The 15578-nt window shown below is 68.5% G+C and carries 12 protein-coding genes; 7 read left to right on the forward strand and 5 right to left on the reverse strand.

From position 1 onward, the window contains the following. Window positions 1–80: 80 nt before the first annotated feature. From VJ655_RS13220 to VJ655_RS13230, 3 genes are read right to left on the reverse strand one after another with little or no spacing between them, the layout of a single operon-like run. Window positions 81–1826 (reverse strand): tetratricopeptide repeat-containing protein, encoded by a 1746-nt coding sequence (locus tag VJ655_RS13220; RefSeq protein WP_324111848.1) that lies wholly within the window; start codon window positions 1824–1826, stop codon window positions 81–83. Then, window positions 1823–2230: a hypothetical protein gene (locus VJ655_RS13225; RefSeq protein ID WP_324111778.1), complete on the reverse strand. Its 408-nt coding sequence runs from the start codon at window positions 2228–2230 to the stop codon at window positions 1823–1825. Before VJ655_RS13225 ends, VJ655_RS13220 begins: the two co-directional genes overlap by 4 nt. Then, window positions 2227–4209: a TIR domain-containing protein gene (locus tag VJ655_RS13230; protein WP_414646979.1), complete on the reverse strand. Its 1983-nt coding sequence runs from the start codon at window positions 4207–4209 to the stop codon at window positions 2227–2229. Before VJ655_RS13230 ends, VJ655_RS13225 begins: the two co-directional genes overlap by 4 nt. A 115-nt stretch (window positions 4210–4324) precedes the next feature. Between VJ655_RS13230 and VJ655_RS13235 the strand changes: the two genes are divergently transcribed. After that, a complete protein-coding gene (locus tag VJ655_RS13235; protein ID WP_324111781.1) occupies window positions 4325–5071 on the forward strand; it encodes a Crp/Fnr family transcriptional regulator in 747 nt (248 codons plus the stop codon). Here VJ655_RS13235 and VJ655_RS13240 read toward each other — a convergent pair. Beyond that, window positions 5068–6123, reverse strand: a complete 1056-nt coding sequence (locus VJ655_RS13240) for an NAD(P)-dependent alcohol dehydrogenase (protein ID WP_324111783.1) — start codon at window positions 6121–6123, stop codon at window positions 5068–5070. The genes VJ655_RS13235 and VJ655_RS13240 overlap by 4 nt on opposite strands. 223 nt (window positions 6124–6346) lie before the next feature. On the opposite strand from VJ655_RS13240, the gene VJ655_RS13245 reads away from it, so the two are divergent. From VJ655_RS13245 to VJ655_RS13270, 6 genes are all read left to right on the forward strand, one after another. Continuing rightward, on the forward strand, window positions 6347–7246 hold the full coding sequence (locus VJ655_RS13245) for a LysR family transcriptional regulator (protein ID WP_324111785.1): 900 nt from the start codon (window positions 6347–6349) through the stop codon (window positions 7244–7246). A 107-nt stretch (window positions 7247–7353) separates the two neighbouring features. Beyond that, on the forward strand, window positions 7354–8547 hold the full coding sequence (locus tag VJ655_RS13250) for a hypothetical protein (protein WP_324111786.1): 1194 nt from the start codon (window positions 7354–7356) through the stop codon (window positions 8545–8547). Between the two features lie 63 nt (window positions 8548–8610). Next, window positions 8611–9213, forward strand: a complete 603-nt coding sequence (locus VJ655_RS13255) for a sigma-70 family RNA polymerase sigma factor (protein ID WP_324111788.1) — start codon at window positions 8611–8613, stop codon at window positions 9211–9213. After that, window positions 9182–10192: a FecR family protein gene (locus tag VJ655_RS13260; protein ID WP_324111790.1), complete on the forward strand. Its 1011-nt coding sequence runs from the start codon at window positions 9182–9184 to the stop codon at window positions 10190–10192. Before VJ655_RS13255 ends, VJ655_RS13260 begins: the two co-directional genes overlap by 32 nt. A gap of 93 nt (window positions 10193–10285) precedes the next feature. Next, window positions 10286–13513 carry an outer membrane beta-barrel protein gene (locus VJ655_RS13265; protein ID WP_324111792.1) on the forward strand — a complete coding sequence of 1076 codons (3228 nt, stop codon included), beginning with the start codon at window positions 10286–10288 and terminating at the stop codon, window positions 13511–13513. 68 nt (window positions 13514–13581) lie between these two features. Next, complete coding sequence (locus VJ655_RS13270) at window positions 13582–15204, forward strand: alkaline phosphatase D family protein (protein ID WP_324111794.1); 1623 nt, start codon at window positions 13582–13584, stop codon at window positions 15202–15204. Between the two features lie 70 nt (window positions 15205–15274). On the opposite strand, the gene VJ655_RS13275 is transcribed toward VJ655_RS13270, so the two are convergent. Then, window positions 15275–15541 (reverse strand): hypothetical protein, encoded by a 267-nt coding sequence (locus VJ655_RS13275; protein ID WP_324111796.1) that lies wholly within the window; start codon window positions 15539–15541, stop codon window positions 15275–15277. Window positions 15542–15578: the final 37 nt, after the last annotated feature.

The following is a 15578-nucleotide window of genomic DNA, read 5'->3' on the forward strand; positions in this document are numbered from 1 at the left end:
GAAATAACGGTTTTTCCTCAGTCGCCCTGAAGACGCCCTGAAGGCGCCCTGAGCCCCGCGAAGACGGCGGCGCGCTTCAGTCAGGCGCGCGAAAGAGAGAAGATCGGGGTCGCCGCAAAGCCCTTGCGCCCTTGGGTTCGCCCGACATAGCCGCACCGCACGCGGTCGCCGTGGAAGGTGGCCAGCGCGCCGGCCAAGGCCTCGCTGACATAGGCCGAGCCGGGCGCGACGTCCGGCTCGATACGCGCGGCGACGACGACATGGGCGCCGATCACGGCCGGCGCCTTGGTCAGCGGGTTGGTGCGCAGATGCACGGGTCCGTAGTGGCCGCCGATCCGCAGCCCCAGCCCCCGCGGCAGCCCAAGGCTTCGCATGTCCAGCGCCCGGTGCGCCTCCAGTAGGGCCAGGGCCGCCAGCGCCGCGTCGATCGGTTGGTCGAAGACCAGGAAGAGGCCGTCGCCCCAGGTCTCGACATGGCGTGGCGGCGCCTCCAGCCCCTCGACGACCTCGGCGATACGGCCCATCACCCCCTCGATGAAGGCCGGGATCTGGTGATCTCGCAGAGCGCCGAAACCCTGGACGTCGGCGAACAGCATGGCCTTCATCGCCCGCGCGCCGACCTCGACCGGCGAGATAAGGCGGGGCGGACGCGGGGTCGGGCGGTCGATCGGGATCACCGTCGCCGGGCGATCCCCCCGCGCCCAGTAGGCCAGGTCGGATGAGACGCCGGCGGGGCCGGGCGCGTCCTGGCCGTCCCACACCGCCAGTTGCACCGCCTGGGTCGAAAGGGTCTGGGCCCGCAGCACCGCGCAGCCCATGGCGAACTGACTGGCGTAGGCGAACACCTGCTCGTCGCCGAGATAGGCGTCCTGCGAGGCGTAGCGGATGGAGGTCGCCCGCGCGAGGCAGCGCTCGAAGCGGTCGACCCAATCGGGTCCGAACGGCTCCACCGACACCTCGACGAAGGAGGCTCGACTGACCGGCAGGACGACGTGCAGCTCGGCGCCGGCGTCCAGCAGCGCCTCGGCGAAGACGATGTCGGCGCCCGCGGCCAAACCGCCATAGCCGAAGCCGACCCGCTGTGTCCGCAGCGCCTCGTCGATACGCGCCCGCAACGCCGTGTCGGCCACGTCCAGGATGTGGCCGGTGAAATGGGCGCAGACCGGCGGACGAAACGGTGCGAGCCACGCGGCGTCCAGGCCGGTCTCGTGGCACAGCATCTCCAGCTGGCGCAGGGTCGAGGCGTGGGCGGCGTAGGCGCGCGGCGCCAGGGTCAGGCCCTGCGCCAGGGTTTGGCGCGCGCCGTCCAGGTCGCCGATGAGGAAACGGGCCTCGGCGAGGCTGGCGGCCACATAATAGGCCGCCTCGCCTGTCAGGCCCGGCGGGGTGTCCATCGCCAGGACCGATCGGGCCTGGTCCGCCGCGCCCGCGCGGTCTCCCGCCACCAGGGTCATGGTCGCGGCGTTGATGGCGCCATAGGTCCCGCCCGACCGCTCGGACAACGCTTCGTATCGCCGGCGCGAGGCCTTGGCGAACGCGGCGCGGCGCGCCCCCCGGCTGGAGAGGGCGACGTCCTTCAGCAGCCGGGCGCCCAGCGCGACCGTGTCGGCGTCCGCGTCCTGGGCCAGGCCCAGACGGACATATTCGGACCGCGCGAAATCAAGGGCGCCCGCCCGCGCCAAGCACAGCACCGCCGCATAGGCGGCGGCGCGCGGAGCCTCGCCCCCCTCCAGCGCGGCGTGGGCGATGTCGTAGGCGGCGAGGATTTCGCCGCGCCGGATCAGCGCGGCGACCGCCTCACCGTCGAACGGCGGGTCTGCGCTCAGGGAACCCGGCCCGCGCCGTTCTCGACGTCAGGATCGAGATCGATCTTCTGTTCGTGGCCGTCCAGCATGAACAGGCTGTAGGTGTAGACGCCCATCCGCGCGCATTCGTAGATCACCTTGAAGCAGGTGCGCTCGGCGAACGTCGCGCGGCCAGGCCACTCGGTCACCCAGACATAGCTGGAGAAGTTGACGCCATAGTCGTCGGCGACCTTGATCGGCCGGCGCTGGAAGGTCCATCCGGCCTTGATCAGTTGGTCGCTGAGCACGAAGACCAACTCGCAGCGCTCGCTGAGATCCAGCTTGAGCCGCGTCGGCTTCGTCGGATCCGCGAAGTTCATGAAATTGAAGTTGTCATCCAGGCCGATGACCAGTTCGACGACTTTACGAGGTGTGGGTTCAGTCATTCGTGCGCCTCCCGAGCTTGAGCTAAAGCTTCACCTACGGTGGAGTCTCGCCAGAAGGCAAGGAACCCCGGGTGGGCGTATCCATGCTTGGCAAGGTCGCTGACGATGCTCGCGGCCTGGTCGGCCCGGCCATCCGCGAGATAGGCGCGGGCCAGGATGTCCAGGCTGGCGGGCGAGAGCGAGGCCCGACGCGCGCCCAGGACCTCGACGGCGGCGCCGCCACGTCCCGCCGCCCATTCCGCGAAACCATAGAGCGCGGCGCTATCGGCCTCCTTTCGCCAGTTCGTGACCTTCATGCGCGCGGCCAGCGCCTCTGACATCCGTTGAGCCTTAGCGGACTGTCCGCCGCGCCGCGCCAGGATGATCGAAAGCTGGTCCAGCCGGCCGTCCAGATCGGCGCGCCAGGCCTCGGCCTTGGGGCCGGATCGCAGTCGGGCCAGCATCGCGGCCGCGTCGGCGCGAGCGGCCTCGGCCTCCTTGAGCCGGCCCGACCACATCGCCAGCTCCAGGGTGTCCATTCGCCCGATCATCAGAAATTCGCGCCACCGAACATTGGTCGGGTCGAGCGCGGCCAGGTCTTGGAGCCGCGCGACGTTGCGCTCGGACCTGGCCCGCGCCTCCGCCCCTCGACCAAGATCAAGGTCCAGCCGGGCCAGCGCCAGTTCGGCCCCCACGCTCCGCACCCGCAGGCGCTTGTCGGCCGGATATTTCGCGATGGCTTGCGACAGGATGCGCACCGCGGCCTCGCGTTCGGCCAGCGCCTCGCGCGGACGTCCCAGCCGCAGCAGGCAGTCGGCGGCCCAGGCCCGCGAATTGGCCGCGCCTTCCAGCAAGGTCCGATCCTGTGGGGCGCGCGCGCGTTCCGCCTCGAACACGGCCTGGCCGGCGCGGAACGCCTCCAACGCCTCGGTCGGCCGATCCTGCTCGAACAGCAAGGTGCCGAGATTGTTCTTGGCGTACGCGACCTCGACCCGCCACTCGGGACGGTTGGGATCGATCGCCACCAAGGTCTGGGCCAGGTCGCCGTAGCGCTTGAAGCCGCGCTCGGCGCCGGCGACATCCTCGCGCCGCCATTCCACATAGGCCTGCCAGAAGACGTTCTGGGCCTCGTCGAAGATGCGCTCGCCGTTGCGCGGATCGCGCTGGACCAGGGCGTGGGTCGTCGCCGCCGCCTGGCTGAAGGCGTCCTGGGCGCCGGCCAGGTCGCCGCGCTGCTCGCGGATGGTGCCCAGCAAAGTCTGAGCCTTGGCGCGCTGGCCGAGCGCCTTGTCGTCGAGGCGCTCGGTCGGCGCCTTGGCGTAGTAGGCCAGGACCTTGGCGCTGACGCCGTCCAGCACATCCAGCCGCCCCACCGGCTCGAGCTGCTGGCGCAGGTCGCCCAGCATGAAGGCCACCAGCGCCTCGGTCTCGTCGCGCTGTTGCCGGGCGATCTGGCGGGACTTCAGCGTGGCAACCGTCATGGCGCCCATGCCGATCGCCAGGACAACAGCCGCGGCGGTGAACGCCGCCATCACCTGCAGGCGTCGGCGCGCGTCGCGTTGGACCAGCTGATCCAGGCGCACGCCCAGCAGTTGCGCGGCGATTTTCAGGCGCGCCAGACGAGGGCCGTCGCCGTCCCGGCGCAGGTCCACGGCCAGGGGCTCGACGCCCTGCGGCAAAATAGCGCGGAGGGCGGGCGGCAGCACCGCGTCCAGCGCCGTTCCAGCCGGCAGTCCCGGCGCGATCACGCAGATGATCCGGCCAGCGTCCCGGGTCTTCAGGAAATAGTCGACCTCCTGATCCACCCAGCGCGAGGCGGCGGAAGCGGGCGAACACAGCACGATCAGGGCGTCAGAGCGGTCCAGAGCGCTGCGGATCACCTCGTTCAGGTCCAGCGAGGCGCTCAGTTCGTCGCGATCGCGGAAGATCGGGCGCAGCGTCCGCCAGCCCCCATCGTTCTCGCCCTTGGCCAGTCCGCGCGGCGCCCGATAGGCCTCCAAGGCGCGATGCAGCCAAACAGCGGTTTTGAGATCGCGGTGACTATAGCTGATAAAGGCTCTGTACCGCTGTCGACTATCCATGCGTCGCCCCCGACCGACAGCAGGAGCGTACTCGATGAAAACGTTTTCGCCATCATCCTCGCGCGCTTCGTCCACTGGGGCGGACGGGCTTTCGCCGAACGACCACCGGGCCAACCGGATCTTCCGGCACATGTCGCCCGAGGAGATCAGCGCGCTGGGGCCGTCGATCGAGCACCTGACCTACGGCAAAGGCGAGATGATCCTTCAGCGTCGTGACGAGGAAGGCGGGATCTATCTGTTGCTGGAGGGCGTCCTGCTGGCCAATCAATACGCCCGCTCGGGCCGCGAGGTCGGCTATCGGCGCATCGCCGCCGGCAGCTATTTCGGCGAGATCTCGGCGATCGACGGCCTGCCCCGCTCGGTCAACGTCGTGGCGCTGGAGGATGCGCGCATCGCGCGCCTGCCTCAGTCGCTGGTCCGTCGCCTGTTCGAGGAATCGCCGCGCTTCATGAAGGCGCTGCTGGAGGACATGGCGGGCCTGGCCCGGGCCCTGACCGACCGCCTGTTCGAGCTGACCGCCGTGTCGGTGGCCTGCCGGGTCGACATCGAGTTGCTGCGGATGGCTGGCGTGGCGGGCGGCGACGGCCAGCGCGCGGTGATCAGCCCCTGCCCCACCCATGCCGAACTGGCCGCCCTGCTGGGCAGCCAGCGCGAGCCGGTGACGCGGGAGCTGAACCGCCTGGCCGGCCTGGGCATCGTGCGCCAGACCGGCCGCACCCTTCACGTCCTCGACCTCCCGGCCCTGGCCGGAGAGGTCGAGCGGATCGGCGGGGAGATCTAGACCTTCGCGAGCGAGGCGCTGTCGATCACGAAGCGATACTTCACGTCGCTGCGCTGCATGCGGTCATAGGCTTCGTCGATCTGGGCGATGTCGATCATCTCGATGTCGGCGACGATCCCGTGCTCGGCGCAGAAGTCCAGCATCTCCTGGGTCTCGGCGATCCCGCCGATCAGCGAACCGGCGATCGCCTTGCGGCCGAAGATCAGCGTACCGACGGTCGGCGCCGGGTGCGGATGCTCGGGCACGCCGACCAGGCACAGAGTCCCGTCGCGCTTCAGCAGGGCGGTGAAGACGTCGAGGTTGTGGCTAGCCGCCACCGTGTTCAGGATGAAGTCGAAGCTGCCCGCGTGCTTGGCCATTTCCTCGGGATTACGCGAGACGACCACCTCGTCGGCGCCCAGGTCGAGAGCGTCCTGGCGCTTGGCTTCGGAGGTGGTGAAGGCGACGGTATGGGCGCCCATGGCGTGGGCCAGCTTGACCCCCATGTGGCCGAGGCCCCCGATGCCGACGATCCCGACCTTCTTGCCCGGCCCCGTGTTCCAGTGGCGCAGCGGCGAATAGGTGGTGATCCCGGCGCAGAGCAGGGGCGCAACGGCGGCCAGTTGTTCCTCCGGATGGCGGATCTTCAGCACGAAGTTGTCGTTGACCACGATGCGCTGCGAATAGCCGCCTAGGGTGTAGCCCGGCGCGTCCTCGATCGGGGCGTTGTAGGTGCCGGTGAAGCCGTGTTCGCAATATTGCTCCAACCCCTCGTCGCAGGCGTGGCAATGCTTGCAGCTGCCGACCATGCAGCCGACGCCGACGACCTCGCCTTCCTTGAAGCGGCTGACCTGGCCGCCGACGGCCGAGACCCGGCCGACGATCTCGTGCCCCGGCACGCAGGGGAAGATCGTGCCTTCCCATTCCGACCGCACGGTGTGGAGGTCAGAGTGGCAGACGCCGCAATAGGCGATCTCGATCTGGACGTCGTGCGGTCCGACGGCGCGGCGCGTGATGTCCATGGCTTGCAGCGGCTTGTCGGCGGCGAAAGCGCCGTAGGCTTTGATGGCCATGGTATTCTCCTAAAAAATCCGGGGACGCCGCGAAGGGCGGCCAGTCGGTGGTCTATCGGTTCCGCTACGGAATGATTAGGGCGGCAAATCCGCATGCGCCTGTGAGCCAAGCTCAGCAATGCGCGCCGTCCCTTCGCGTTCGTGAAGCTCCGCCAACCTATCGCCCTCCGGTCATCTCCGTTAGATGCTGGAATCGACATGTGCTTTTGAGCAGGGCTCAGGAATGGCGCGCGCCAACATCAACGATCTGATCGCCTTCATCACCGTGGCGCGCGAGCGCAGCTTCACGCGCGCGGCCGCCAAGCTGGGCGTCTCGCCCTCGGCGCTCAGCCACACCTTGCGCGGCCTGGAGGAGCGCCTTGGCCTGCGGCTGCTGACCCGGACCACCCGCAGCGTCTCGCCGACCGAGGCGGGAGAGCGCCTGCTGCACGCCATCGGGCCGCGGTTCGACGAGATCGACAGCGAGCTCGAGGCCCTGAGCGAACTGCGCGACAAGCCGTCGGGCACGATCCGCATCACCGCCACCGACCACGTCATCCAGTCGCTGCTGTGGCCCAAGCTGTCCGCCACTCTGGCCGACTATCCTGACATCAAGGTCGAGATGGTCTCCGACTACGGCCTGACCGACATCGTCGCCCAGCGCTTCGACGCCGGCGTGCGGTTCGGGGAGCAAGTGGCCAAGGACATGATCTCGGTGCGGATCGGCCCCGACGTCCGCTTCGCCGCCGTCGCGGCTCCGAGCTACTTCGCCGATCGCCCGATCCCGTCGACGCCCCAGGACCTGGTGCAGCACAACTGCCTGAACCTGCGCCTGCCGACCTACGGCGGCTTCTACGCCTGGGAATTCGAGAAGGACGGCAAGGAGCTTCGGGTCCGGGTCGACGGCCAGCTGGCCTTCAGCAGCATCTATCACGTGCTCGATGCGGCCCTGGCGGGCTTCGGCATCGGCTATGTGGCCGAGGACATGGCCGAGCCGCATCTGCGCGAGGGCCGGCTGGTCCGGGTTCTGGAGGACTGGTCCCCCTACTGGGAGGGTTATCACCTCTACTATCCCAGCCGCCGCCAGGCCTCGCCCGCCTTCGCGGTCGTGCTGGACGCGCTGAGACATCGGGCGCCGCGCTGACCGGCCAGCGTCTTCAGGCGGCCAGCGTCTTCAGACGGCCAGTGTCTTCAAGCTGTAATAGACCGCCGGTAAGCGCGCGCCTTTATCCGCTGCCCCGGTCGATGAAGATGCGCCGCTCGTCCCTGCTCCTGCTCGCCGCCGCCGCTTTGGCGATCGCTTCGCCCGCGGTGTCGGCGCCGCGTCCGCCGCTCACCCAGAATGGCGGGACCTGGGCTTCGGGGCACGTGCAGGGCGTCGCCGTCGATGTGAAGGGCGGCTACATCTATTACTCGTTCACCAACCTGCTGGCGAAATACGACTTCGACGGCAGGCTGATCGGCACGCTGGTCGGCTGGACCGGCCACCTGGGCGACCTCGACTTCAATCCGGCCGATGGCAAGGTCTACGGCTCGCTGGAATACAAGAAAGACCAGGCGTTCTACATCGCCGTCATCGACGTCGCGCGCCTGGACCGGGTGGGCGTCGAAGCCAGCCAGAGCGAACTCTTCCGCACCGTCTATCTGCCAGAGGTGGCCAGGGACTACGTGGCCGACATGAACGGCGACGGCAAGTTCGACGGCGACGTCGGGACGACGGCGGACCACCGCTACGGCTGCTCCGGAATCGACGGGGTCTCGTTCGGACCGGCGTTCGGCCGAGGGGGTGGCCGAGTGAGCGACCAGACCGACGGCAAGCGCTACCTGACGGTGGCCTACGGAATCTACGGAAACACCGGTCGGACCGACAACGATCACCAGGTGCTGCTGCAGTACGACGTCGCCGACTGGGGCCGCTACGCCCGGCCGCTGACCGAATCCGCTCCGCACCACGAGGGGCCCGCCGCGCCCGCCGCCAAGGTCTTCGTCCGCACGGGCAACACCAGCTACGGCGTCCAGAACCTGGCCTATGACGACAGCCGCAAGCGCTGGTTCATGGGCGTCTACCAGGGCAGGAAGGAAGCCTTCCCCAACTACGCGCTATTCGCCGTGGATGCAGGAGAACGGCCCGCGCGCGGCGATCTCGTCGGCGTGCCCGCCCAGAACGGCCGAGGCTGGGAAAAGGGCCAGGTGCTGGCCCTGGCCGACGACGGCCTGAAGGACCCGGCGACCGGCGTTCGAGGCTGGAACCAGAAGGCCGATGTCGGCTTCCAGCCCATCGGCGGCGGGCTCGCTTATCTGGCCGTCAACACCAAGGTCGACGGAAGACAGACCGCCGACCTCACCCTGATGCGCTGGACCGGCGAGGCGGAAAAGCCATTCGTCCCCGCCACCGCCGACGACCTGCGCGCCTTGCCCAACCCGTCCGCGGTCGGAACGCGCTAACGCCACGTCAACCTGTCACAAATGGCGTCTAGGCAGGGCTCGGATGCAGCCAGCGGGTCGGGGATGAGCGGCGCGGACAGGGAAAGAACGCGTTGGTTCCTTCGGAACATCCTGCCGCACGAGCCGGCGCTGAGGGGCTGGCTGTCGCGCGGCGCCCTGCCGGGAATCGACGCCGACGACGTCATCCAGGAAGCCTATTCGATCCTGGCCGAGCTCGAGACGGTCGACGGCATCCGCCATCCCCGCGCCTATCTGTTCCAGGTCGCCCGCTCGGTGATCACTCGCCACGTGCGGCGCGCGCGGATCGTGGCGATCCACAGCGTCGAGGACCTGGAACGGCTGGAACCTCCCGACGAGGAGGCCTCGCCCGAGCAGCGCACGATCGACCGGGACGAGCTGCGCCACCTGGCCCGCGCCATCGCCGCCATGCCGCTGAAGACTCGCGAGGCCTTCATCCTTCGTCGCGTCAAGGGCCTGCCCCAGCGCGAGGTGGCCGCGCGAATGCGAGTTTCGGAGAACACCGTCGAGACCCACATCTCCCGAGGCGTGCTTTTCCTGATTGATTGGTTCGGGCGTGGCGGAAACAAGCGGTCCCAAACCTCTAAGACCTCGAACCGGGAGAGCGCCTCGCCAAATGGCCGAACGAGACACCAGTCGCGACATTGACCAGGCGGCGTCCGATTGGGCGGCGCGAATGGATCGCGGGCCGCTCTCGTCGACCGGAGAAGCCGCCCTCCAGGCCTGGCTGAGCGGCGATCCACGCCGCCGCGGCGCCCTGCTGCGCGCCCAGGCCCTGTCGATGATGAGCGAGTCGGCCAAGGCGCTGGGCCCCGACTTCGACCCCGTCGCCTTCGCCGAGCCGAGACGGGCGCGCCTGTCGCGTCGCCAGGCCTTGACCTGGTCGGGCGCCGCCGTGGCCGCCGTCTCGCTGGCCGCCCTGGGCGTGGCCACGTCGGCCGCCGGCTCGGTGATCAGCACCGATCGGGGCGAGATCCGCCTGGTGCCGCTCAAGGATGGCTCGACCGTGCTCCTGAACACCGAAAGCCGTATCCGCGTCCGTTACGATGACGGCCAGCGGCAGGTCGTGCTGCTGAAGGGCGAGGCCTATTTCTCGGTGGCCCGCGACGAGCGGCGGCCCTTCGTCGTCGAGGTGGACGGCCGCCGGCTGCGCACGGCCCAGGCCGGCTTCCGCGTCCGCAAGCTGGAGGCCGATCCGGTCGATCTGCTGGTCAGCCAAGGCCAGGTCGAGGTCTCGGCCTCGCCGCTGTTCGGCGTCACGCGCACGATCGCGGTGAGCGCCAATACGCGCCTCTCCCTGGCCAACGCCGCCCATCGCGCGGCCGAGCAGCCACGCGCGGTCGCCCCCGAGACCGTCACGCGCGAGCTGGCCTGGCGCGACGGCAAGCTGGCCTTCGAAGGCGAGACTCTGGGCCAGGCGGCCCAGGCCTTCGCGCGCTACAGCGACACCCCCATCGAGATCCGCGACCCGGATCTGGCGCGCGAGCCGGTCACGGGCCTGTTCGCCGCCAGCGATCCCGTCGGCTTCGGCCGCGCCGTCGCCAAGGTGTTCGACGCGCGCCTTCAGAGGGACGGCGACAAGGTTGTGCTGAGCCGCGCCGCGCAACCTCCTGCTGCAGCGCAATAAGAAGTTTTTGCAACAGATAGCGGAAGCCTCCGCCCGGCGGCTCTCAACCCGCAACGTCGCGACCAGCGCGATGGATTGGGGGCCGTACAGCCAATGATTTCTCGCTATTCCCTCCTGGCCTGCGGGGCGTCGGTCGTCGCCATGTCGATCGCCGCACCGGCTCTGGCGCAGGAGCGCGTCTTCGATATTCCGGCCCAGCCGGCCGTGCGCGCCATTCCCGAACTGGCCCGCCAAGGCCAGGTGCAGATCGTGGCCCCCGCCAGCCAGTTGGCCGGCGTCCAGACCCCGGCCGTCAAGGGCCAGATGGACGTCCGCGCCGCTCTGCGTCGCCTGATCGCCGGCACGCCGCTGCAGATCGATTCCGACGACGGACAGACCATCACCCTGCGCTCGACCGTGAGCGCCTTCCGCCCCCAGGGCGGCGTCGGTAGCGGCAGCGTTCGAGGCCGCGTCCTCAACACCGCCACCGGCGAATACGTCCGCAACGCCGAGATCCGCGTCGAGGGCGCGTCGATCGCCGCCTATTCCGAGGACGACGGCGAGTTCCGCCTGACCGGCGTGCCGGCCGGCGACGCCACCATCAAGATCAAGTACGCGGGCCTGCAGGAGGCGACGCTGGTCGTTTCGGTCGCGGCGAACCAGACGGCCAATCTCGACGTCTCGCTGATCCCGCTGTCCAGCCTGGACCAGGTCGAGGCCGTGACCATCACCGCCAAGCGCGAAGGCCAGGCCGCCGCCATCATGGAGCGCCGCGCCTCGACCAACGCCAAAACCGTCGTGGCGGCCGACAACTTCGGCGCCCTGACCATGGGCGACGTGGGCGAGTTCATGAAGAACATGCCGGGCGTCTCGCTGGACTACACCGAGGTCGACGCCACCGCCGTCCGCATCGGGGGGCTGGACCCCAAGTACTCGACCTTCACGACCGACGGCGCCCGCATGGCGACGGCGACCTCGAACAACAACAACGGCCGCCAGAACTCGTTCGAGCAGATGTCGATCACCGGCGTCGACTCGATCGAGCTGAACAACACCCTGCAGGCCAGCATGGACGCCGACAGCCCCGGCGGCGCCATCAACCTGCGCAGCAAGTACGCGTTCCAGCGCACCAGCCGCCTGCTGCGCTTCCAGCTCGGCGGCGTCGGCACGTCCGACAGCAGTCTGTCGCGCAAGTCCCTGCCCGACGACAAGAAGCACTCTACGATCTACCCCTCGGCGCAGGTAGGCTATGCCGACGTGTTCCTGGACGGCCGCCTGGGCGTCGCCTTCAACGCCAGCTACAACGCCAACTACGTCCAGCAGGACCGCATCCAGACCGACTGGTCCTACCTCGCCAGCGGCCGGGTCATGCCCTACCAGGTGATGTGGCGCCCGGGTCCGAAGCTGACCCACCGCAAGGCGGCCAACCTCAGCGTCGATTACAAGCTGACCGACCAGTGGGCCCTGTCGCTGCGCTCGACCTATTCGTTCTACGACGTCGAGTACTTCAACCAGTACACCTACCTGATCTTCGGCACGTCCACCGCCTCGCAGACCACGGCGGACTCGACCCCGACGCACATCGTGGTCAATCCGAACGGGACCAACACCCGCCTGCACACCCAGTACTCGCACCGCTACGCCGGCACGCCCTCGTGGCTGTTCGCGCCCAAGCTGGAGTACCGCGGCGACACCTGGGAGGCCCAGCTGCGCGGCAGCTATTCCAGCTCGGAGTTCAACTTCCGGGACAATTCCAAGGGCTTCTTTCAGCGTACGGACGATTACCTGACGCGCATCGGCTTCACGCTGGATCGGGCGTCCGAGGACTCCAACGCGTGGACGCTGCGCCAGACCGCCGGCCGCTCGTGGAGCGACCCGACCAGCTTCAATCGCGACGATGACATCGGCAACAACATCCGCACGTCGGAGTCCGACGCGGCCAACCAGATGTACGGCCTGAACCTGGACCTGAAGAAGAAGCTGAACATCGGCCCGGTGCAGCTGAAGGTGCTGGCCGGCGCGACCTACCGGACCAACGTCTGGAAGACCAACGAGGGCTCCTACCAGCAGTTCCAGTATGTCGGCCCCAACGGCGACCTGACCCAGAAGGCGCCCGAAGCGGTCATCCCCTGGACCCAGAACTATCAGTTCAAGATCCTGGGCTTCGACGCCGGCAACCTGAACGACCAGAGCTGGCGCGCCGACAGCAACTACGCCGTCTACGACATCTACAAGGCCCACCCCGAGTACTTCGTCCCCGACACTGTGGGCAACACCAAGCGCCGCCTGGACAACAACAAGAAGGTCGGCGAGGAGGTCAACGCCGCCTATTTCGAGGTCCAGCCACGCGTCGGCAAGGCCCAGTTCGACCTTGGCCTGCGCTACGAAAAGACCAAGACCGACGCCCGTGTCGCCGACATCCGTCCGGCCAAGGAAGTGACCGCCGCCGGCCTGTCGACCAGCACCGTCGCCGGCCTGCTCTACCAGTACCGCAACGGGACCTACGCCACCCGCCACGGCGAGTACGACGACTGGTTCCTGAGCGGCGGGGCCAAGTACGACTTCACCAGGAAGCTGGTCGGCCAGTTGGCCTTCAGCCAGTCGATCCTGCGCCCGGACTACGGCAACCTGGGCGGCGTGGTGTCGGTCAACGACGACACCCTGATCGTCACCGTGCCCAATCCGCTGCTGAAGCCCGAGCACTCGACCAAGTACTTCGCCAGCCTGCAGTACTACCTCGAGCCGTCGGGCGTGATCGGGATCTCGGCCTACCAGCTGGACGTGAAGGACATGCAGGTCACCGGCGTCACGGTCGACGCCGAGGATGTGGGCTACAACCCCGCCGACTACGCCGGCTACGCGTTCCGCAGCGCCCAGAACCTGCCGGGAACCAGCACCAACAAGGGCCTGACGCTGGAATACGACCAGCAGCTGACCTTCCTGCCCGGCGCGCTGCGAGGCCTGGGTCTGCGGGCCTCGGTCACCAAGATCGATCCGGACGGCGTGCGCGTCAGCCTGCCCAAGACCTCGGCCAACTGGGGCCTGCGCTACAGCTACGGCAAGTTCGACGTCCAGCTGACCGGCAACGCCCAGTCCAAGTATCGGACCAGCGCGCTCGCCAACACGCCCACCACCGCGACGAACGGCGTCCTCTATCACGCCGCTCGCGAGCTCTGGAACGTCAGCGCCAGCTACAAGATCAACAGTCAGTTCGAGGTCATGCTGGCCGGCCGCAACATCTTCAACGCGCCTGACGTCATCTACTCGAACGTCCGAAGCCGCGTGCAGCAGTACAGCATCTACGGCTCGATGTGGAACATCGGGATCAAGGGCTCCTTCTAGACTTCCCCGACCAACTTCACCTCCCGCGGTTTTCCGGCCGCGGGAGTTTTCTTTTGCGAGGACCTTCCATGCTTCCAAGGATCGATCGCCGCAGCCTGATCGCGGGCGGCCTTGGCCTGGCCGGCCTGACCCTGCCCGCCGGCCGGGCGCTGGCCAGTCAGATGCTAGGCGCCACGGGCTTCACCCACAACGTGGCCAGCGGCGAGCCCGCGCCGGACTCTATGCTGCTGTGGACGCGTTATGTCCCTTCGGCCGAGGCGGGCGTGGTGCGCCTCGACGTCGAGGTCGCCCTGGATCCCGGATTTTCCAAAAGGGTCTCGGGCGGCGTCGTCCGCACCGGCCCCTATCGCGACTGGACCGCCAAGGTGACGGTCGACGGCCTGAAGCCGGGGACGGTCTACTGGTACCGCTTCGTCGCCCCGGATGGGACCAAGTCGCCCGTCGGCCGCACCAAGACCTTGCCGCAAGGGCCGGTGAACCGGTTCGACCTGGCTGTCTTCTCCTGCTCCAACCTGCCCTACGGCTGGTTCAACGCCTACGCCCACGCGGCCGCGCGACCGGACCTGGATCTGTGGCTGCACACCGGCGACTACATCTACGAATACGGCGCGGCGTCGATCAAGGAAGTCGACTTGGTCCAGGGCCGTCTGCCCGAGCCGTCGACCGAGATCCTGGCCATAGCCGACTATCGCTTGCGCTACGCCAGCTATCGCGCCGATCCCGACCTGCAGCGCCTCCACCAGATGGCGCCGATGGTCGCGCTCTGGGACGATCACGAGTCGTCCAACGACAGCTGGGAAGGCGGGGCCCAGAACCACCAGCCCGACAAGGAAGGCGGCTGGAACATCCGTCGCGCCGCGGCGATGCAGGTCTATCGCGAGTGGATGCCGGTATCGGACGAGCCGTGGAAGACCTATCCGATCGGGACCCTGGCGACGCTCTACCGCACAGAGTCGCGCCTGCTGGCCCGCACCCGCCCGGCCGACATCGGCGCGGCCTTCAAGGCGGCCGATCCCGAGGCGGCCTTGAAGGCGTTCCGCGACGGCGCGTGGCGCGATCCCTCCGCGACCATGATGGGTTCGACCCAGGAGACTTGGCTGGCCCACCAGATGAAGGTGAACGCCGGCTGGCAGCTGGTCGGCATGGGCACCATCCTGGGCCGCACCGTCATGCCCAAGGACGCCGTCGACTGGCTGCGCCCGACCGTCTCCGACAAGAAGGTCGCCAGCTATCGCGACGACATCCGCGCTGCGGCCCGGGGCCTGCCGATGTGGATGGACCGCTGGGACGGCTACCCCGCCGCCCGTTCGCGCCTGCTCAGGTCGGCCCAGGCCGCCGACGCCGACCTCGTCATGCTGTCGGGCGACAGCCACAACGCCTGGGCCTACGCCCTGACCGAGGACGGCCGCCCGGCCGGCGTCGAGTTCGCCGGCCACAGCGTCACCTCCAACGGCATGGAGGGCGACATGGGCGCGGATCCGAAGATCGTCGCCCAGGGCTTCGTGGGCGCCAATCCCGAGCTGAAATGGGCCGACACCAGCCAGCGCGGCTACATGATGGTCCAGATCACTCCCCAGCGCGTCACCGGCGAGTGGCTGTTCCTGCGCACGATCAAGGCTCCCACGACCGAGCTGGCCGGAACGCACCGCATGCAGGTCGATCGCGGCCGTCGGCGTTTCTCGCAAGCGTGACGGTCGATAGGCTGTCCACCACACCACGGGCCTGGCGGGTGGCGCCAGGCCCCCGCGCCGCAAGTCAGCACTAAAACCGCTTCGACGCCCCATGCGCGCCGTCGCCGACGACCGCCCCTTTGGCCAGCTCTCCGCCGAGATCCAGGACCAGCGCCCAGCCGTTCTGAAGCAGCAGCCCACCGCCGACGCCCAGCGTCACCCGGTTCGTCACCCGGTTCGTCGCCCAGGCGTCGCCGGAGAGTCGATAGGACATGCCCTCCAGCCAGTCGGCATGACGGATCCGCTGGGGATCAAGAACGGCGAACTCGTGCGCGTTCAGAGCCGTCGTAATTGGCATGGACGTGCGCGTTCCCCCACATTTCAAGACTGCCCAT

It is taken from the genome of Caulobacter sp. (assembly GCF_035254145.1).
In the GTDB taxonomy this organism is placed as follows: domain Bacteria; phylum Pseudomonadota; class Alphaproteobacteria; order Caulobacterales; family Caulobacteraceae; genus Caulobacter.

Coding starts and splice junctions, on each gene's coding strand:
- VJ655_RS13260 (WP_324111790.1), top strand. CDS start 9,182: ATGGCCGAACGAGACACCAGTCGCGACATTGACCAGGCGGCGTCCGAT.
- VJ655_RS13265 (WP_324111792.1), top strand. CDS start 10,286: ATGATTTCTCGCTATTCCCTCCTGGCCTGCGGGGCGTCGGTCGTCGCC.
- VJ655_RS13245 (WP_324111785.1), top strand. CDS start 6,347: ATGGCGCGCGCCAACATCAACGATCTGATCGCCTTCATCACCGTGGCG.
- VJ655_RS13250 (WP_324111786.1), top strand. CDS start 7,354: ATGCGCCGCTCGTCCCTGCTCCTGCTCGCCGCCGCCGCTTTGGCGATC.
- VJ655_RS13235 (WP_324111781.1), top strand. CDS start 4,325: ATGAAAACGTTTTCGCCATCATCCTCGCGCGCTTCGTCCACTGGGGCG.
- VJ655_RS13255 (WP_324111788.1), top strand. CDS start 8,611: ATGAGCGGCGCGGACAGGGAAAGAACGCGTTGGTTCCTTCGGAACATC.
- VJ655_RS13270 (WP_324111794.1), top strand. CDS start 13,582: ATGCTTCCAAGGATCGATCGCCGCAGCCTGATCGCGGGCGGCCTTGGC.
- VJ655_RS13225 (WP_324111778.1), bottom strand. CDS start 2,230: ATGACTGAACCCACACCTCGTAAAGTCGTCGAACTGGTCATCGGCCTG.
- VJ655_RS13275 (WP_324111796.1), bottom strand. CDS start 15,541: ATGCCAATTACGACGGCTCTGAACGCGCACGAGTTCGCCGTTCTTGAT.
- VJ655_RS13240 (WP_324111783.1), bottom strand. CDS start 6,123: ATGGCCATCAAAGCCTACGGCGCTTTCGCCGCCGACAAGCCGCTGCAA.